This is a genomic window from Rossellomorea sp. GCM10028870 (assembly GCF_042666755.1).
Taxonomy (GTDB): Bacteria; Bacillota; Bacilli; order Bacillales; family Bacillaceae_B; genus Rossellomorea.
Genome location: NZ_JBHTGN010000004.1, coordinates 43,769 through 60,980, shown reverse-complemented (window position 1 = coordinate 60,980; position 17,212 = coordinate 43,769). Strand labels below are relative to the sequence as shown.

The 17,212-nt window shown below is 41.6% G+C and carries 22 protein-coding genes and 1 pseudogene; 6 read left to right on the top strand and 17 right to left on the bottom strand.

The window, feature by feature from the left end; genetic code table 11:
• Positions 1–308: 308 nt before the first annotated feature.
• The 6 genes from ACFQWC_RS16625 to ACFQWC_RS16600 all read right to left on the bottom strand — a co-directional run bounded on the left by ACFQWC_RS16625 (position 309) and on the right by ACFQWC_RS16600 (position 3,429).
• Positions 309–503, bottom strand: a complete 195-nt coding sequence (locus ACFQWC_RS16625) for a YwbE family protein (RefSeq protein ID WP_299741356.1) — start codon at positions 501–503, stop codon at positions 309–311.
• A 36-nt stretch (positions 504–539) separates the two neighbouring features.
• A complete protein-coding gene (locus ACFQWC_RS16620; protein WP_299741355.1) occupies positions 540–770 on the bottom strand; it encodes an excisionase family DNA-binding protein in 231 nt (76 codons plus the stop codon).
• Positions 771–786: 16 nt separating this feature from the next.
• Positions 787–2,163, bottom strand: coding sequence for a 23S rRNA (uracil(1939)-C(5))-methyltransferase RlmD (gene rlmD, locus ACFQWC_RS16615; RefSeq protein ID WP_299741354.1), 1,377 nt, complete (start codon positions 2,161–2,163; stop codon positions 787–789).
• Between the two features lie 137 nt (positions 2,164–2,300).
• Positions 2,301–2,672, bottom strand: a complete 372-nt coding sequence (locus ACFQWC_RS16610; protein WP_377108575.1) for a hypothetical protein — start codon at positions 2,670–2,672, stop codon at positions 2,301–2,303.
• A complete protein-coding gene (locus tag ACFQWC_RS16605; RefSeq protein WP_299741352.1) occupies positions 2,672–2,977 on the bottom strand; it encodes an antibiotic biosynthesis monooxygenase family protein in 306 nt (101 codons plus the stop codon). The genes ACFQWC_RS16610 and ACFQWC_RS16605 overlap by 1 nt, the downstream gene beginning before the upstream one ends.
• 95 nt (positions 2,978–3,072) lie before the next feature.
• Entirely contained in the window at positions 3,073–3,429 is a 357-nt protein-coding gene (locus tag ACFQWC_RS16600; RefSeq protein WP_377108572.1) for a winged helix-turn-helix transcriptional regulator, read from the bottom strand.
• 222 nt (positions 3,430–3,651) lie between these two features.
• On the opposite strand from ACFQWC_RS16600, the pseudogene ACFQWC_RS16595 reads away from it, so the two are divergent.
• Positions 3,652–4,421, top strand: a pseudogene (locus tag ACFQWC_RS16595) (SDR family NAD(P)-dependent oxidoreductase).
• A gap of 133 nt (positions 4,422–4,554) precedes the next feature.
• Positions 4,555–4,905 carry a hypothetical protein gene (locus ACFQWC_RS16590; RefSeq protein WP_299741349.1) on the top strand — a complete coding sequence of 117 codons (351 nt, stop codon included), beginning with the start codon at positions 4,555–4,557 and terminating at the stop codon, positions 4,903–4,905.
• A 55-nt stretch (positions 4,906–4,960) separates the two neighbouring features.
• Here the strand turns inward: ACFQWC_RS16590 and ACFQWC_RS16585 are convergent, their stop codons facing one another.
• Positions 4,961–5,875: a diacylglycerol kinase gene (locus ACFQWC_RS16585; protein WP_299741348.1), complete on the bottom strand. Its 915-nt coding sequence runs from the start codon at positions 5,873–5,875 to the stop codon at positions 4,961–4,963.
• 285 nt (positions 5,876–6,160) lie between these two features.
• Here ACFQWC_RS16585 and ACFQWC_RS16580 point away from each other — a divergent pair, with 285 nt between their 5' ends.
• Positions 6,161–6,616, top strand: coding sequence for a DUF2269 family protein (locus ACFQWC_RS16580; protein WP_299741347.1), 456 nt, complete (start codon positions 6,161–6,163; stop codon positions 6,614–6,616).
• Positions 6,617–6,665: 49 nt separating this feature from the next.
• Here the strand turns inward: ACFQWC_RS16580 and ACFQWC_RS16575 are convergent, their stop codons facing one another.
• From ACFQWC_RS16575 to ACFQWC_RS16550, 6 genes are all read right to left on the bottom strand, one after another.
• Entirely contained in the window at positions 6,666–7,463 is a 798-nt protein-coding gene (locus ACFQWC_RS16575; protein WP_377108570.1) for an arylamine N-acetyltransferase, read from the bottom strand.
• A gap of 14 nt (positions 7,464–7,477) precedes the next feature.
• Positions 7,478–8,257 carry a class I SAM-dependent methyltransferase gene (locus ACFQWC_RS16570; protein ID WP_299741345.1) on the bottom strand — a complete coding sequence of 260 codons (780 nt, stop codon included), beginning with the start codon at positions 8,255–8,257 and terminating at the stop codon, positions 7,478–7,480.
• Positions 8,258–8,610: 353 nt separating this feature from the next.
• Positions 8,611–8,991, bottom strand: coding sequence for a helix-turn-helix domain-containing protein (locus tag ACFQWC_RS16565; protein WP_377108567.1), 381 nt, complete (start codon positions 8,989–8,991; stop codon positions 8,611–8,613).
• A 182-nt stretch (positions 8,992–9,173) separates the two neighbouring features.
• Complete coding sequence (locus ACFQWC_RS16560) at positions 9,174–9,740, bottom strand: thioredoxin family protein (protein ID WP_299741343.1); 567 nt, start codon at positions 9,738–9,740, stop codon at positions 9,174–9,176.
• 430 nt (positions 9,741–10,170) lie between these two features.
• Complete coding sequence (locus ACFQWC_RS16555; protein WP_156142419.1) at positions 10,171–10,335, bottom strand: hypothetical protein; 165 nt, start codon at positions 10,333–10,335, stop codon at positions 10,171–10,173.
• Positions 10,301–10,729: a DUF4257 domain-containing protein gene (locus ACFQWC_RS16550; RefSeq protein ID WP_299741342.1), complete on the bottom strand. Its 429-nt coding sequence runs from the start codon at positions 10,727–10,729 to the stop codon at positions 10,301–10,303. The genes ACFQWC_RS16555 and ACFQWC_RS16550 overlap by 35 nt, the downstream gene beginning before the upstream one ends.
• 101 nt (positions 10,730–10,830) lie before the next feature.
• Between ACFQWC_RS16550 and ACFQWC_RS16545 the strand changes: the two genes are divergently transcribed.
• Complete coding sequence (locus ACFQWC_RS16545) at positions 10,831–10,986, top strand: hypothetical protein (protein WP_299741341.1); 156 nt, start codon at positions 10,831–10,833, stop codon at positions 10,984–10,986.
• Between the two features lie 101 nt (positions 10,987–11,087).
• On the opposite strand, the gene ACFQWC_RS16540 is transcribed toward ACFQWC_RS16545, so the two are convergent.
• From ACFQWC_RS16540 to gatC, 4 genes are all read right to left on the bottom strand, one after another.
• Positions 11,088–12,758, bottom strand: a complete 1,671-nt coding sequence (locus ACFQWC_RS16540) for a M4 family metallopeptidase (RefSeq protein WP_299741340.1) — start codon at positions 12,756–12,758, stop codon at positions 11,088–11,090.
• A 275-nt stretch (positions 12,759–13,033) separates the two neighbouring features.
• Positions 13,034–14,464 carry an Asp-tRNA(Asn)/Glu-tRNA(Gln) amidotransferase subunit GatB gene (gatB, locus tag ACFQWC_RS16535; protein ID WP_299741339.1) on the bottom strand — a complete coding sequence of 477 codons (1,431 nt, stop codon included), beginning with the start codon at positions 14,462–14,464 and terminating at the stop codon, positions 13,034–13,036.
• A 12-nt stretch (positions 14,465–14,476) separates the two neighbouring features.
• The gene (gene gatA / locus ACFQWC_RS16530; RefSeq protein WP_377108563.1) at positions 14,477–15,937 is read right to left on the bottom strand and encodes an Asp-tRNA(Asn)/Glu-tRNA(Gln) amidotransferase subunit GatA; all 1,461 of its coding nucleotides are present in this window, start codon (positions 15,935–15,937) and stop codon (positions 14,477–14,479) included.
• A gap of 12 nt (positions 15,938–15,949) precedes the next feature.
• Entirely contained in the window at positions 15,950–16,240 is a 291-nt protein-coding gene (gene gatC / locus ACFQWC_RS16525; protein WP_034760864.1) for an Asp-tRNA(Asn)/Glu-tRNA(Gln) amidotransferase subunit GatC, read from the bottom strand.
• Positions 16,241–16,441: 201 nt separating this feature from the next.
• On the opposite strand from gatC, the gene ACFQWC_RS16520 reads away from it, so the two are divergent.
• Both ACFQWC_RS16520 and ACFQWC_RS16515 read left to right on the top strand, forming a co-directional pair.
• Positions 16,442–16,609 (top strand): hypothetical protein, encoded by a 168-nt coding sequence (locus ACFQWC_RS16520; RefSeq protein ID WP_377108561.1) that lies wholly within the window; start codon positions 16,442–16,444, stop codon positions 16,607–16,609.
• A 220-nt stretch (positions 16,610–16,829) separates the two neighbouring features.
• Positions 16,830–17,186 (top strand): cupin domain-containing protein, encoded by a 357-nt coding sequence (locus tag ACFQWC_RS16515; protein WP_377108559.1) that lies wholly within the window; start codon positions 16,830–16,832, stop codon positions 17,184–17,186.
• Positions 17,187–17,212 lie beyond the last annotated feature (26 nt).

The following is a 17,212-nucleotide window of genomic DNA, read 5'->3' as shown; positions in this document are numbered from 1 at the left end:
TTCTAATGGTATTAATTCCTCCCGTTATCCCATTAAATGACCTTTTCCATCCCACTATAAATTCCATTATTCAAAAAACATCAAGTATTATATTTAGAATAAGATGAGATGTGTCATACGCTAAACTCTTGTTGAAACACCCTAGATATAGGCGCTTTTGTGTTGTGTTCATGAAAAAAATATCTCTCTGAAGTGCGCCTGATCCTAGATAATTAAAAAGCGGCCTTAGACCTTAGTAATACAGGGCTAAAACCGCTTCATTTTATTATTTGTTAATTCACTGTTTACTTGACAGAAAGCAGCTCACACTACTGAATAATATTCTTCACTCGCCCGACTTGTCCATCTTCTAAACGGACTTTAATACCGTGGGGATGATTCGGTGAGTTGGTTAAAATATCTTTTACAACCCCACGTGTCAGTTTGTTTGTTCTTTGGTCTTTTTTCAGGACGATATCCACTTCAAGACCTTGTTTGATATTGGAACGCTGTTGTCCGCTCATTGTATTTCCCCGTTTCATTAGGTAATTTCCAAAAGGCTAGTCTTCATCCTTCACATCGATATCTTCCGGAATCGGTTCACTTAGATATTCAGCAAGCTGACGCTTCATTTTTTCCATCTGCTCCAGATGCTGATTGAATTGGTCCCGGTATAATAAATATTGATTTCCGTCGTGGACCGCCCGAATTTTATTTTGCTGAATGAGGCTCTCAATATACGTTTCCGGCAGTGACAGATATTCGGCTGTTTCTTTAATTGTGAGATACATCGGCTTTCTTCCTCGCTTATTCTACTAACTCAATCTTCGCAACGGCTTCACAGTGCATCGTTTGCGGAAACATATCAACAGGCTGGACCTCTTTTGTTTTATACCCGCCATCTTCTAATATTCTAAGGTCTCGTGCAAGTGTACCGGGGTTACAGGATACATAGACGACCTTCTTCGGCTTCATGGCCAGGATCGTATTTAGAAGTGCTTCATCACACCCCTTACGTGGAGGGTCCACGACAAGGACGTCAGCTCTGATCCCTTCTTTATACCAATCAGGAATGACCACCTCGGCAGGTCCTGCTTTAAACTCTACATTGGTCATTTCATTTAACTCGGCATTTTGCTTCGCATCTTCTATCGCCTGCGGGACAATTTCAACCCCGTACACTTTCTTCGCTTTTTGGGCAAGGAATAGAGAGATCGTTCCAATTCCGCAATACGCATCGATGACGGTTTCTTCTCCTTGTAAATCAGCGTATTCCAATGCTTTATCATAGAGAACCTTCGTTTGCTCAGGGTTCACCTGATAGAAGGATCTGGCGGAAATCGCAAATTTCACGTCTCCGATGTAATCATAGATCACTTCTTCCCCCCATAGAACCCGAGTGGTATCCCCCATAATCACGTTCGTTTTCTTAGGATTCACATTATGAACAACCGATTTCAATCCTTCAATATTCTCAACAAGCTCCTCTACAATCCGATTCTTATGAGGGAGCTCAGGCGTCCTTGTTACCAATACGACCATCACCTCTCCAGTCGTATACGCCGTCCGGGTCATAATGTGACGCAATATCCCCTTATGATTCTTCTCATCATAGGGACGGACCTCCAGTTTCTCGCATATATTCTTCACATGCTGAATCACTTCATCATTTTTTTCATACTGGATGATACATTTGTCCATATCGATGATTTCATGGCTTCGTTTTTGATAGAAGCCCGCTACAAAGCGCCCTTCCTTTTCCCCTACAGGCACTTGGGCTTTGTTACGATAACGCCACGGTTCTTCCATCCCCATTACCGGATGGACATGAATGTCTCCAAGCTTTCCGATACGCTGCATGACATCACGAACATTTTTTTCTTTTGCTTGCAGCTGTCCTTCATAGGTCATGTGCTGAATCTGGCAGCCGCCGCATTCTTTGTAGATCGGACATGGAGGCTCCTGGCGAAACGGACTTTCCTTGGTGCGCTCTGTCAGCCGCCCAAATCCATAGCCTTTACTCGTTTTCACCACTTTAACCTTGCCTTCCTCACCTGGTAGTGCATTGGGAACGAATAATGGGTATCCGTCCACCTTCGTCACCCCATTCCCGTCATGGGTCAGATCTTCAAATACTGCTTCATCTATATAATCATTTTTTTGAACTGGCGCTTTTTTACTCACGAATATCTTCCTTTACGAATTCCTTTTTAAGACTCTACTGATTGTACCATAAATGGAGGTGGAGAATGAAATGGATGAAGGTCCGTCCCTCTCTATGTAAAAAAGCAACGAACGCGGTGGTTCGATGCTTTTATCGTTTAGGATGATGGCATGTTTCTGCGATCTGCCTCTTGAATGGACTCTATTGCTTCGTTCAGATAAAGCTTGAATTCTTCGCCTTTTTCAATATCGCACTCTTTAAGCGATTCGTTGATACAATTGAAGTTATCAATGAGATGATCAGATTTCATGCCTCTGATCACCAGCACGCTGTTGAGCCAAAGGGCATAGTCAGAAAAAACCTTTGATTCACCAACATCAGATGCCGATTCCAGATAGTTGAAATGGTGAATATTATCTTCATAGCATTTCTTTCGTCCGACTTCGCCGTACTTTTCATCTAATTCAGGATATCGTTCGTACAGCTTTGCCACCGCTTCTTCTATGACACTCTTATACTTACTTTCCATTAGTACGCCACCACCTTAAAGCGATGAATGGAAGGGATAATCGAAGCAAGCTCCTGATCAGGGTACTTTTTCTCCAATTCGTGAATCCGTTTATAGTCTTCACTTTGCACCCACGTCATAAAATGTTCCTTCGTATCCCATTCCATATGAACCGTGATTTCTCCCGGTTTTTTCTCATTTTGCAAGAGCAGGAATCGTTGAAACCCTTCCGCCTTGTCGACTATTCCTGAACGGGAATGGTAGATTGAAATCACCTCATCAGCCTTCTCATCAGGAACTACAAATGTTGAATGTACAATATACATTGAATTCACCCTTCCAGTGGCACTGTTGTCCGACATGCTTTTTATCCACTGTAACATAGTCGTGGAGTGGTGGGGAATACAAAATTTAACAGGAGTTATCGATTGAGAATACTTTCTTCTAAGACGTCATATTTATTTTCATAATTTTTTTCGATATGCTTCTCTCCCCATACACAGAGTGCGTCCAAAGCATCCTTCAAAGTCCAACCGTACTCTGTCAGGGAATACTCCACTTTCGGTGGAACCTGGTGATAGACCTTTCTCTGGATCAATCCATCTTCATCTAATTCCTTCAATTGCTGTATAAGCATCTTCTGTGAGATTCCACTCATTAATTTCTTAAGTTCGCTTGTTCTTCTCGTTCCAAGAATCAAGTGGTACATAATGACCACCTTCCATTTTCCACCAATAATATCCAAAGTCGCTTCTATCGGTAAATGATACTTCTTCATTTGGACCTCCTAAGATGAATTTTCAATATGAAATAAAGGATTTTATTAAAAGTTACCGCTTAGTACCTATATCACCGGTAAGTATCAATATCACTGGAAAGTGCGTACTTTTCAAGTCTGGCAGCGTGTTGCATACTTATGTTGCTAGCGGGAAAGAGCTCAAATAATAAAATGCTTTGAAAGTGAGATGTTTGAAATGAATTAAGTTTAAAAGATAAATTAGTGCTTGTTACAGGTTCTACATCAGGAATAGGAAAAGCAACCGCCATCAGTTTCTTAAAAGAAGGAGCTAAAGTCATTATCAATGGGCGCTCGGACTCTACAGTCGATGCTACCGTAAAAGAGTTGTCCTACTTTGGGACCGTTTATGGCATCCGTGCAGATGTTTCGAAGAAAGATGAGTCAGACGAATTAATTTCGAGAGTAAACGAACTAGGAGATCTGGATGTACTTGTAAACAACACCGGCGTCTTCACAGTAAAACCTTTTGAAGAAGTCACGGATGAAGAATGGCTTGAATATTATCAGATCAACGTCATGAGTGCCGTTCGCCTCTCACGGGCATTCCTTGGAAAAATGATGGACCGCAATGCAGGCCGTATCATTACGATTGCAAGTGAAGCAGGAATTAAACCGTATCCTGAGCTTATTCCGTATGGTGTTTCTAAGACTGCTCTTATCACGTTATCCAGAGGTCTTGCTGAGGTGGCAAAAGGAACAAATGTAACTGTCAACTCTGTTCTGCCGGGACCAACATGGACAGAAGGATTCGGCACATTCATCACAGACTTAGCGATCATGAAAACGGTCAGGATCTGGACATATTTATCAGTGAATATTTTAAAAACGATCAACCAACTTCCCTTTTACAACGCTATGCAACAGTGGAGGAAGTGGCTGATACAATTGTTTTCCTGGCTTCCGAGAAAGCTTCCGCCATCAACGGTGCAGCTCAACGTGTCGAAGGCGGCATCATCCAGAGTATTCTATAAGACCTATTCTTTTAACAGGTTCATGTAATTCTTCATTTTACTAGATTTGATGTTAAAACTTACCTCGTTTTATCCGATGAACAAAGGGTAAAATGGTATGTGCAACAATTCTAGAAAGAGAAGGTAGATAAATATGAACCCAGACTTCTTAGTAAACCTTATCCTCGTAGGAAATGTTTTTCTTGGAGTATTATTCGCTCTCAAGTCAAGAAGATGGTGGCTACCCTACACCCTGATTGCAGTCACTTTTTTAACCTTGACCTTTGGTTTTGGGATTTCCCTCTTACTAAATAAAGAATCCATCCTTGCTTATTTATTTGTGTTTGTGGTGGGACAACTCATTTGGGTCTTTACATTTGTGATTGTGGCCCACATTCTGTCTTGGATTGTGAGAAAAGTTCCTTTCCGTCATAAACAACAGATTGGATGGGGTTTTCTAATTGGTTTCCCATTGTCTTTTAGTGTGTTTTTGTTCGTTAACTAGAGAATCAAATATACAAAAAAGGAATGCCATAACCCCCATGGCATTCCTTTTATCATTATTCAGCTTTATCTTCAGGGCGAATCTTATCAAGAGGGACAAATACTTGCAAATGGCGGTAAAGGTTTTCGAATTCTGCTGGAAGGACACCTCCCAGCTCACCATCTACATTCAGCTGTACTTTTTCTTTTGCTTTGATTTTAATTCGATTGGCTTGGGTGTAAATCACGTTAGGATCATTTACGTGCTCGCCACGAACGGCTAATGTCGCAATGCGGATAAACTCAGCCAGATTTGTTTTCTTTAAAATTAAGAGAGAAAATAAGCCATCATTGATCGAGGCATCCGGTGCCAACTTTTCAAAGCCCCCGACAGAGTTCGTTAAACCAATGAGGAATAGCATCGCTTCTCCTTCAAATAGCTTTCCATCATACTCAATGGAAACATCAGTCGGCTTGATGGATGGAAGCATTTCAATTCCTTTTAAATAGTAGGCCAGCTGCCCCATCATCGTTTTAAGCTTACTTGGCACTTCATAGGTCAATTCTGTGATTCTTCCTCCACCGGCTATGTTAATGAAGTAGCGTTCATTCATGCGCCCGATATCGACAGGAATGGATTCACCCTTAGTGATGACATCAATGGCTGATCCAATATCCTTTGGAATGTGAAGAGCCCGTGCGAAGTCATTCGTTGTCCCCATTGGAACAATTCCAAGTTTCGGTCGGTAATCCTGTTCGGCTAAACCGTTGACTACTTCATTTAGAGTGCCATCTCCTCCTGCAGCGACAACAATATCGTACTTGCGTTCTACAGCAATGCGCGCAGCTTCTGTCGCATCTCCTTCGCAAATGGTTGCGTGAACAGAGGTTTCATATCCAGCTTGTTCTAATTTAATTAATACTTCTGCAAGGTGCTTTTTAAATAGCTCTCGGCCAGAAGTAGGATTATAAATAATTCTTGCTCGTTTCATACCCCATCATCCTAATCTGTATTAATTCCAAAAACTCGTCCTGTTATATTCCATCTTTTAACATCATATACTAATTATTTTTTTTCATGCAATTTTAATTCAATAGGCTATCTATTATAAAGCGTCTACCGGTCAATATCATAACTCTTTTCGCTGGAAAAATCTAATGAAAAATGAAAATTGTTATGTCGTATAGCAGCCTCCCCCGCTCATTGTTATAAAAAATACATAAATCGGCACTCTCTTTCGTAATGTTTATAGATTACTCATCATGGAGGTGCTCAGATGGAATGGTTGATTCTTTTACATGTACTGTCTGCCATTATCGGGGTTGGGCCAACGTTTTTCGCACATGTATTGACCCGTCCTGACAAAAGCGTTGAACAATTGAAGGTGACGACAGAATTGAATAGACGATTAGAATATTTCCCTAAAATTGGTGGAAGCATTGCCGTGTTAACAGGATTTATCCTTTTTTATAAAGGGGATTATGGGAGTTTTGCACAGTTGTGGATTCTGGGGTCTGTTATACTTTATATTCTCATTCAAATCATCGTCATTGGTTTCATCACACCCCTCTCCAAAAAAATAAGCGAATGGATATCCTTGCCGGAGAATGAGCACCTTACAGGGGCGCCACCCGAAGAAATCCAGCGTCACTTAGTGAAAGTTGACCGTTACTTTTATATGGCATCCACTCTCGGGGTTCTACTATTCATTCTTATGATTATGAAACCTTAAGTATAAACAAAAAAACCATCCAGAATATCAGTTCGATATTCCAGACGGCTTATGGGAACAGTTTGATATTCCGCTGATGTAAAAACTGGATGGATTCCTGTAGGGACGAAGAATCAAAGTGGTAGACTTCCCCGACGATATCTTTCCACTTATCAAGATCCTTCATCTGATATTCACGGATGTTCCGGTAGGTCATCACTTTCAATGTCTCATTACGCAGGAAGTAGCACTGATTGCCCTGGAAGCGAACGGCGGTGATTCTTCTCATTGTAATGTTATCATCGGAATCCAAGTAGGATGCTTCTATGTCGGCTTCTAATTCTTCTTCCTCTAATGGGATCCACTCAATGGTTTTTTTCACAAAGGATTTGCCATTTGAACGGCGATCCACTTCAAATTCACGAATGTCTTTCTGGGTGAAAATAATTTCTTCCCCGAAGCCGTGAAGAAGATGTCTTTGTCTCGCTTCAAGCTCGACAGGCTTCATGATCGGTGACCCATATCCCACATCCACGTAGAGCTTACGGTTATCAATGGTAATCATCAATCCAAGGTGACCCGGCTGCACTCTGACAAATTGACAATCAAATCCTAATTTCTTCAATAGTCTCCCAAAATTAATATTTAATGTAAAACAGGTGCCTCCCCACCCTTTGGAGTGGAGATTTTCTGCGAAGGTGTGTAAAGAAGGCACAAAGGATTCACCTTGAGAGAAATAATAAAATTTACTGAAGGTTTCATATGGAATCCTGACTAAGTGCTGCTGGATTAGTCGTTGCAAATAGTTTAACGTTGGGGGCTCTATATCCATATTTAAATAGTTTACATATTTTTTTACTGCTTCCAATCCGATCACTCTTTCTACTTTTTCATCAGGCAGACTGTAAACTGGTGCTGAAGAGTAAACTCATGAAGAGCATCGTAACGTTCGGACAGGAACGTATGTAATGATTGCAGTAATCCCTCTCTCTCACTATCCTCTAAATGAGTGAGCCAGGATAAGGAGCCTACTCGCTCACACCAAGACTGTAACGTAAAGTCGACTGGGTAATAAAATGTGTAAAAATCTTTCAAGTTAAAGTCAGCTTCCTGCCATTCTAACAGCCATTCCACTGGAAATCCATTCAACCGTTTCACTGAATCGACTTTTGATCCTGGTGGGGTTATCTCTATATGTTCATGTAAAAACGTCATCGTATCCTTTACCACTTCGTGATGTGGAAGGAAGCTTGAATCACTCACAATGAACATTCCTTTTTCCTTAAGTATCCGCTTCATTTCGCTAATCGCTTTCGGGCGGTCGAATAAATGCCAGCTTCTGTGGATCATGGTAATATCATAGTATTGATCCGGCAGATTCGTAGATTCAGCTGTACCTGTAAGATATGGGATTTCCAAGTATTTCTTACTCTCTAATGCCTTGGCAGCTTTCCTAAGTTCAATAGACGGCTCGACCCCTATCACTTCGGCTCCACGCTTGTGAAGCTTTCGAGTCATAGCACCGGTACCAGAACCAATTTCAGCCACTTTTCTGCCTTCCCACACAATTCCCCTGACCTTTAACGTATCAAAAAATTGATGCGGTATATCATCACAAGACGCAGCATAACGAGAGGTCACATGACCAAAATTAACTTCCATTTACTCTCTTCCCCTATCATAATTGATTTTCACTAAAATGAACGTTACGATTTCATTTCAACTCCAACACAAAAACCTGGCTATTCCATACATACTACATTCTGTATCCTGTCCCAAAACTCCTGCTGTCTGAATGTTAGAGGGACGGACCTCCATGGTCTTTATATCGTTATAGTTAAAAAACTGCTAAATTATTACTTACCTTAAGGAATTATCCTGTTTTGACTAGTTGTAAACCTTGAAATATATTATATTTCTATCATTTGACATGGGGATATGAATAAGAAATAGAGGTCCGTCCCCAACCTAAAAAAAACGGCCATCAGAAATGACCGTTTGAGATGCAATGATGTTTAGTTGTTTGCTCCAGCTGCGATTCGCTTTACATTTTGTTCAGCGGTTTTTGTCAGGTCAGGAGTAAATCCGTTTTTCATTCGTTGATTTTCTTCATTGAAGTAGTTCCGAACTTCTTGATCAAATTCTATTTCGATGAGATCACGAATGTCTGTAATTCTAAGGGCGATCATAATGGAAACAAGATGAGCCACCGTTAAGGATTTCTTCTTGAAATTCACTAGCTCATTGATCGTAGCCACTCTTAGCCCTGTTAAGCGATGAAGATCGCCTTGTGTCAATCCTCGTTCACGCAGGATTTCTCCCAATTTAATGTGAATTTTATGGGGAAATTTATTTAGCGCTTCTATAACAATTGTATTTGTCTTTTGGTGAATCATGATGCTTCAACTCCTCATCCTATACCATATTAACGCGAATTCCGTCATTCGTGAACCGGCAAAAAATCCCATGTCGACGGGTACTTTTTACCATTCTATTTTGAGTGAGTATGAAGACATCATGCCTTTTAAAAAAGAAGACTCCAGAAACGACCGGATGTCTTCTTATATTCGGATCCTTTTTACATCAGCACATTCTGGACAAGACTTGTTTTCAAGCTTTCATACACTTCCTGCCATACTTCTTCATCTTTCGAATATTGAGAAGTTAAGCGTTGAATCATTTCCCTCTGCTTTTTTGGGAAAAGCTCATGATCCTTCGGTGGCAGCTTCGCCCGTTCATCATCCACGATCTTCTTTACCATAGGGGCTCTGGGTCCCCATACCAGCTTTTCATTTCCATCACGATCGATGAAAATGAAAATGGGGATCGCTCTCGAGATGCCATTCGTTAAGTATTGATCCATCAGTTCAAGGTTTTCATCCCGTAAAATCATCCGTACGTCCATGTCAGCGGATTTTGCCAGTTTCAACAGAATCGGGATATTCAGCATGGCATCTCCACACCAATCTTCCGTGATGGCAATCACCCGTAAGGAGTGTTCTCCGAGTTTAGCCAAAACTTCTATGTCTTCTTGTGGAATCGTAAAGTTCTTCCTGATCGCTTCGGTATTTTCTTTATGTACACTCATATATTCCAAGTAATCTTCAGGTGTCATCCCTTTAGTGAACCATTGCTCTAAGTTCATGTTTCTTCCTCCTCCAGCCCCACACTCATTCCAGTGAAGCACCAACATCTTTTCTCTCTTAAATTCTCCTTATAGCATATTCATGTTTCTCGTATTTCACAAGGAAAATATAATTTTCATTCTATTCAAAATTTCAATTGTACGATTATGCCTGTAGGAATATAATATAAGAAAAGCACCGTAACGGGCAGGTTTACAGGTTCTTATGAACTCTATTTCTTATAATCCTTCAATCTAAAAAAAGGAATAGCATAGTGCTACTCCCAGACTATTTTTTTCCAGAGGGGGATGGAATAAGTAAGTATGTGAAGAGAACTATCTTTCATACATCTTTTCTTAACAGAAAAAAAGCTGACTCAATTGTCAGTTTCACCCTCACATTTTTTGGTTAAAGTAGATAGGTATAGGACTACTCTTGAATTGAACCATCTTAAACATTTTGTGATTTTTCTATAATTTTTGCCACTTTATTATAGTAGTAGTTCAGCTCGACTAGGCTATCTGCCTCCTTCAGTCTTTTTAGATAATGATTTGCTTTTTCATAATCTTCTGGTGGCAGCTCAACCTTGATTCTCTTTTTCTTCCACTTCGCCAACAGGTTTCACCTCATTATGGTTTGGAGTCCCTCCCTTAGAGGTCGGTTCGAGCTGATAATGAGATAGCTCTTGAATATAAGACGCTTTGGTGCTTGCTAAATTTTGTTCGATTTTTCGTGTGATGACGGAACTTCCCCCGATACCTGATAATAAACTAATATAGATGACATACCAGATCGGGACCGTTTCAACAACCGGTAATACTGACAGATACCCTGCTAGAATGCCTATGATAATATCCTTTGTTGAACCAAAAAGATAGTGCCTCTCACCTTGGTCATCGATAAATTTTCGCGGAAAAGTGAAATGACCATTTTTGAAAACCAGAATATGTCCTAAGCCTCCAATACCACCCATTAACATTGGCAACAAGATCACTTCGAATAAGGACATTCTATCCACCCTCTGGAATCATTTACTATTATTATACATTATTTACAGAAAATTCAGAATAGATAATTGGACGCAATTTTGTCCACTAAAGGAGTGCCGAAATGAGAAAAATTGTGATGAAAGTCTCGTCCGTCGACAAACTTCGATTCCAAAACTATATGATGCAGCTAAAGAGAGCTGAATCAAAAGTCGAAGCGGATACGTATTATCGATTAGCCAAGAAGATTCTGGAAAAAGCAAAGAAGAAACAAATATAACCATGACCACATGTAGGATTCAAATAAAACCCGCACCATATAGTACCAGGAAGAACAAAGAAAAGAAGAGCCATTACAGCCCTTCTCCTCATTCAGCATATTTAGTTGACGCCAACCGCATTATACGCGGCATTCACACTCGCCACCTCAGCACTTCCTGCACCATATAAATCTGTAGCAGCTTGAACCGCTGCTGAACGAAGCTGGCTGAAGTTTGAAGATGGTGTTAAGTATTGAGTTAACGCACGGTAATAGATTGCCCCTGTTTTATCGGTTCCGATTCCCGTCACCTTCACACCATAGTGAGTGCCACCTTGACTTAGCAAGTAGGCTGCTTTATTTCCTATTCCACTATTGATATGAACCCCACCGTTGTCCTGCGTCCCTGTGTATCTTACAGAATAGTGGTCAGGATCACCGTATTTTGCCGGATCTGACATGGAGCGAAGTGCATCGCCACTCTTATTAGGTGTGTAAATGTCTTCCCCGATTTCCCAATCCGGATTATTATTCGTATCGTATTCTACCAATGTTCCAAAAATATCGGACATAGATTCATTGATAGCCCCGGACTCATTTTGATAAATTAGATCCGCTGTTGTATCCGTTACGGCATGTGTCAGCTCATGGGCAATGACATCCAGTCCTCCTGATAATGGAACGAATGTCGTTCCATCCCCATCACCATATACCATTTGCTGCCCATTCCAGAATGCATTATTATAGTTTCTTCCATAGTGAACAGTCGACTTCAGTGCTGCCCCATTGCCATCATAGCTATTACGATTATGTGTGTTCAAATAGTAATCGTATGTCTGCCCCGCATAATAATGAGCATCAACAGCAGCTCCATCATAGCTTGCGTTGAAAAGATTGTCGCTATCCGCCCACAGTGATCCCGGCAGACGTGTCCTGTTCGAAGCGTCATACGTGAACACTCCGTTACCTCTCGTGCGGTCCTGTAAATAATAAGTTGAAGAAGAAAGATACGTGTTCAACGATTTCGTATCGCCCAATACTCCCTTTCCTGAGCCGACAGTATCCGTTCCTCCAACGGCTCCACCTCCGCCGCCTGGTTTACCAGCTCCGTTGTTCGCTTCATGGATATTATTTACTTTGCCTAGAATGTCGCCGGTTACAGCATCAACGAAATAATTCCAGTTCCCTGGTTCCGGAGCAAGGAAATTATAGTTTACGAGATACGCATAATGGGCTTCTCCATCTTTTACATAAATCACGGATTCAGATTTAGGTGCATATTCATAGTCTGGCTGGCTGCCTACGTGTTTCACTAAATCAGTTTCCCCTTTAGAAAGGGCTTCTTTTTTAGATAATTTTTTGGTTTGCTTTAAGTTTTGTTTTTCATCTAAATTAGCTATCGGAGCCCCGGATAATGCAGTCAGGACACCATCTTTATTCACATGAGCAGTCAGGACGGCGCCGTATACAGGCGTTCCTTTATATACTTGTTGAATGCGTAGATATGTATACCCTAAGTCATCTTTACGCTTTTCTTTCACTTGAAAAGATAGCTTTGCATCTCCTTTGAACTTGAACGCCTGCTGTTTTTCCATTAAATAATCAAATACGATCGATTCCGGGGCATTGGTAGATGCCTTTGTTAATTTACCGGATATAAATTGGGGAGTCCCCAACTTCGCATTGAAGTTCACCTTTTCACTCACATTTGATGCACCCAATGCTTCCGGAGAAAATACCGGGCTCATCATTAATCCTGCTGTTAAACCTAATGCTACGACTTTTTTCTTCAATTACAACACCTCTTTATAAGAATTTTCTAACTATTTAAAACATTAAATATACTATAGTACAAGCACTATCCACCTCGAACGAGCAAAAAGACCTACATATTTCCTTTTTCAACATCGGGTTAAAATACCTGCATAAAACGCAGAAAAATCATGTTTTTCAGGAAAACTTGAACTAAAAAAGAGGGACGGACCTTGATTTAAATCAAGGTCCGTCCCTCTTTCACAAAAAAATCACCCCTGGAAATATTAGGTTTCCACGGGCTGCGATTATATTTTTAGCGTTTTTGAATTTCTTGAAGCAGCAGCTTGTTAACAAGCGGCGGGTTGGCCTGTCCTTTTGTTGCTTTCATGATTTGACCAACCAAGAAGCCGATGGCGCGATCTTTCCCGTTCTTATAATCTTCGATGGATTGTGGATTGGCATCAAGCGTCTCCGTCACGATCTTGAGCAAGGCACCTTCGTCAGAGATTTGAACGAGACCCTTATCTTTGACGATTTGTTCTGGATCTCCACCGTTTTCCACTAGTTCCTTGAACACTTTCTTCGCAATTTTGGAAGAAATCGTTCCTTTTTCGATTAATTCGATCATGCCTGCCAGTCCTTGAGGAGTCAGCTTAACATCTTCAAGTTCTTTTTGCTGTGCATTTAAGTAAGCTGAAACCTCACCCATCAGCCAGTTGGACGCAAGCTTCGCGTCTGCACCCGCTTCAACGGTTTCCTGGAAGAAATCGGACATTTCTTTCGTTAATGTCAGAACCATGGCATCATACGCAGGTAAGCCTAAATCTTCTACATAGCGCTTTTTACGCTCATCCGGAAGCTCAGGGATCTCTGCACGGATGCGGTCCATCCACTCTTGATCGATGTGAAGGTGTAATAAATCAGGTTCAGGGAAGTAACGGTAATCATCCGATCCTTCTTTTACACGCATAAGGATCGTTTTACCTGTTGATTCATCGAAACGAAGCGTTTCCTGTTGAATCATTCCTCCGGATAAAAGAACCTTTTCCTGACGGACGATTTCATACTCCAATCCTTTTTTAACAAAGTTAAAGGAGTTCAGGTTTTTAAGCTCGGCCTTCGTACCGAATTTCTCTTGTCCGATTGGACGAAGGGAAATGTTGGCGTCACAGCGAAGCGATCCTTCTTCCATCTTACAGTCGGAAACCCCTGTATATTGAATGATGGATTTAAGTTTCTCAAGATACGCATACGCTTCTTCCGGTGTGCGGATGTCTGGCTCAGATACAATCTCAATAAGAGGAGTACCTTGGCGGTTATAGTCGACAAGGGAATAACCGTCGCCTGAGTGTGTCAGCTTTCCAGCATCCTCTTCCAGGTGAAGACGAGTGATTCCGATGCGTTTCTTCTCACCGTTCACTTCAATTTCGATCCAGCCGTTTTCACCGATCGGCTTGTCAAATTGAGAAATTTGGTAGGCTTTCGGGTTATCCGGATAGAAATAGTTTTTACGGTCAAACTTCGTATCCGTTGCGATTTCACAGTTCAATGCGATCGCTGCTTTCATCCCGAACTCAATGGCACGTTTGTTAACGACCGGAAGAACACCGGGATATCCAAGGTCGATTACGTTTGTGTTAGTGTTTGGCTCTGCTCCGAAATGGTTCGGTGCCGGAGAGAACATCTTACTGTCCGTTTTTAATTCTACGTGGACTTCTAGTCCGATTACTGGTTCAAAGTTCATTGATTTCACCCCTTACAGTTGTGGTCTTTTTGTATGGAAATCTGTAGCTTGCTCGAATGCATGGGCTACGCGATAAATCGTGCTTTCGTCAAAATGCTTCCCGATAATTTGCAGTCCAAGTGGCAGTCCAGTTGAAGAGAATCCACAAGGAACAGAAATTCCCGGTACTCCTGCAAGGTTTACTGGAATCGTTAAAATATCATTGGCATACATCGTTAATGGATCATCGATTTTTTCCCCGATTTTAAACGCCGGAGTCGGTGTTGTTGGTCCGATGATGACATCATATTTCGCAAATACGTCTTCAAAGTCTTTCTTGATCAGTGTACGTGCCTGCTGTGCTTTTTTGTAGTAGGCATCATAGTATCCAGAACTTAATGCAAACGTTCCAAGCATAATACGACGCTTCACTTCGTCCCCAAATCCTTCTGCACGGGTTTTCTTGTAGAGATCAAGAAGATTCTCTGCGTTCGCAGTGCGGTAACCGTAACGGACACCATCGAAACGTGCAAGGTTGGCAGATGCTTCAGACGATGCTAACAGGTAGTATGTTGACACACCAAATTTAGAATGAGGAAGAGAAACTTCTTCCCATGTAGCTCCCATGCCTTCCAACACTTTTAATGAAGCAAGCACTGCTTGACGGGCTTCCTCACCGACACCTTCACCTAAATATTCTTTTGGAACAGCAATCTTTAAGCCTTTCACATCACCTGTCAGAGCTGCCGCGTAGTTCGGAACCTCAACATTGGCTGAAGTAGAATCATTCGGATCAAGACCAGCGATCGCTTGCAGTAGGTATGCATTATCTTCTACGTTACGAGTGATCGGTCCGATTTGATCCAGTGAAGAAGCGAATGCCACTAGACCGAAACGGGATACCCTTCCGTACGTAGGTTTTAAACCGACAGTACCTGTAAATGCTGCTGGCTGGCGAATCGATCCGCCTGTATCTGAACCAAGTGAGAAAGGTACTTCTCCAGCTGCAACGGATGCTGCTGACCCACCTGAAGATCCCCCGGGAACCGTTTCCAGATTCCATGGATTGCTCGTCTTTTGGAAACCGGAGTTCTCAGTAGATGAACCCATCGCGAATTCATCCATATTCAGTTTTCCGATCGTAATCGTATCGGCACTATGTAATTTATTGATAACCGTAGCATCATAAATAGGATTGAAGTTTTCAAGGATTTTACTGGCACATGTTGTACGGAGCCCTTTTGTGACGATATTATCCTTAATTCCGATCGGCATTCCGAAAAGAAGACCTTTGCTTTCGTCTGTACCAAGCTTTGCATCCATTTCTTTCGCTTTATTGCGGGCATTTTCTTCATCTAATGTTAAAAATGCTTTTACTTTATCTTCAACGGCATCAATACGTTTGTATGATTCGTCTACTAGATCTGTAACAGATACTTCTTTCTTATGTAAAAGCTCATGAAGCTCTGATAATTTATGGTCAAATAATGACATGAGGTCCCCTCCTTAGTCCAAGATCGATGGAACGCGTACTTGTCCATCTTGTTTGTCTGGTGCGTTCTTTAATACTTCTTCACGTGGCAGTCCTTCAACAGGCTTATCTTCACGCATAACGTTCTTCATATCCAACACATGACTCGTCGCTTCCACATTTGAAGTATCCAATTCATTCAGCTGCTCGGCAAACCCGATGATCGCATCTAATTGAGTTGTAAACTTTTTCGCTTCGTCCTCTGTGATGGCTAGTCGCGCAAGGTGCGCTACGTGCTTCACCTGCTCTTCAGAAATTCTAGACATCTTCTTCACCTCCGTATATGTTCGAACACTCACAATACTATTGATAATACCAAAATTCGCTTCATTAAAGCAACTATGATAAGAGATAACGATTGTTAGGAGCATGGCTGATTCTTGTCCATACCTCCATTCATTCTACCACGAATCAGGAAGGGGATGTGCCATTTTGTGAGGGACGGACCTTGGGTGGGGGTTCTCTGTATGGTCCCCAAGAAGAATCGAGGATTGAAGATGGTAGCAATCGATGAGTTGGACACGATTTTGGGAGGATTTTCAAAGGGGAAAACTGGTCCATTTGTGTATGGTCTGATGGACGAAGGACCGTCAACGTGGACCAGTGCGCGGGGGATTGCGTCTTTTTCCGGATAATCGCGTCGTTTCAGGCTTTGATTGCGTCTTTTTCCGGATAATTGCGTCATTTCAGGCTTCGATTGCGTCTTTTTCCGGATAATTGCGTCAATTTCACACTTAATTGCGTCAATATCCTTATAATTGCGTCATTTCCCATATAATGGCCAAAACTTCATTCTCTCCTCCCCGTTAAAGGATATCTCATCCCCAAAACCGAACCTATAAAAGAGGTGATTCCATGAAAATTTATAGCTTCAAACAAAATACCGGTAAATCCATTCAAAAATTCAACAGCCGAAACGTGAGCATCCATCCATTATTAAAGCCTAATGAGCCATTTCAGATCGGTTACTTTTATTTAGAAGCAAACAGCGTACTGGGAATGCATCCCGCCATGTGCGATCAGCTTCTGATAATCACATCGGGAAGTGGATGGGTGAGAGTCGAAGGGGAAGAAAAGATCGTAGTGGAACCAGGAATGGCCGTCTTTTGGGAGGAAGGGGAAATGCATGAATCCGGATCTGATGGCGGAATGACTGCAATTGTTGCAGAAGGAAGCAGACTCGACCCCGAGCGATATCTCCCTACCAACTAAAGCATTCCATTTGCTTCCTCTCTTCC

Excerpts from the sequence above, each read along its gene's own strand:
- ACFQWC_RS16625 (WP_299741356.1), bottom strand. The coding sequence starts at position 503 with ATGAGCGGACAACAGCGTTCCAATATCAAACAAGGTCTTGAAGTGGAT.
- ACFQWC_RS16620 (WP_299741355.1), bottom strand. The coding sequence starts at position 770 with ATGTATCTCACAATTAAAGAAACAGCCGAATATCTGTCACTGCCGGAA.
- ACFQWC_RS16610 (WP_377108575.1), bottom strand. The coding sequence starts at position 2,672 with ATGGAAAGTAAGTATAAGAGTGTCATAGAAGAAGCGGTGGCAAAGCTG.
- ACFQWC_RS16605 (WP_299741352.1), bottom strand. The coding sequence starts at position 2,977 with ATGTATATTGTACATTCAACATTTGTAGTTCCTGATGAGAAGGCTGAT.
- ACFQWC_RS16600 (WP_377108572.1), bottom strand. The coding sequence starts at position 3,429 with ATGAAGAAGTATCATTTACCGATAGAAGCGACTTTGGATATTATTGGT.
- ACFQWC_RS16590 (WP_299741349.1), top strand. The coding sequence starts at position 4,555 with ATGAACCCAGACTTCTTAGTAAACCTTATCCTCGTAGGAAATGTTTTT.
- ACFQWC_RS16585 (WP_299741348.1), bottom strand. The coding sequence starts at position 5,875 with ATGAAACGAGCAAGAATTATTTATAATCCTACTTCTGGCCGAGAGCTA.
- ACFQWC_RS16580 (WP_299741347.1), top strand. The coding sequence starts at position 6,161 with ATGGAATGGTTGATTCTTTTACATGTACTGTCTGCCATTATCGGGGTT.
- ACFQWC_RS16570 (WP_299741345.1), bottom strand. The coding sequence starts at position 8,257 with ATGGAAGTTAATTTTGGTCATGTGACCTCTCGTTATGCTGCGTCTTGT.
- ACFQWC_RS16565 (WP_377108567.1), bottom strand. The coding sequence starts at position 8,991 with ATGATTCACCAAAAGACAAATACAATTGTTATAGAAGCGCTAAATAAA.
- ACFQWC_RS16560 (WP_299741343.1), bottom strand. The coding sequence starts at position 9,740 with ATGAACTTAGAGCAATGGTTCACTAAAGGGATGACACCTGAAGATTAC.
- ACFQWC_RS16550 (WP_299741342.1), bottom strand. The coding sequence starts at position 10,729 with ATGTCCTTATTCGAAGTGATCTTGTTGCCAATGTTAATGGGTGGTATT.
- ACFQWC_RS16545 (WP_299741341.1), top strand. The coding sequence starts at position 10,831 with ATGAGAAAAATTGTGATGAAAGTCTCGTCCGTCGACAAACTTCGATTC.
- gatB (WP_299741339.1), bottom strand. The coding sequence starts at position 14,464 with ATGAACTTTGAACCAGTAATCGGACTAGAAGTCCACGTAGAATTAAAA.
- gatA (WP_377108563.1), bottom strand. The coding sequence starts at position 15,937 with ATGTCATTATTTGACCATAAATTATCAGAGCTTCATGAGCTTTTACAT.
- gatC (WP_034760864.1), bottom strand. The coding sequence starts at position 16,240 with ATGTCTAGAATTTCTGAAGAGCAGGTGAAGCACGTAGCGCACCTTGCG.
- ACFQWC_RS16520 (WP_377108561.1), top strand. The coding sequence starts at position 16,442 with ATGGTCCCCAAGAAGAATCGAGGATTGAAGATGGTAGCAATCGATGAG.
- ACFQWC_RS16515 (WP_377108559.1), top strand. The coding sequence starts at position 16,830 with ATGAAAATTTATAGCTTCAAACAAAATACCGGTAAATCCATTCAAAAA.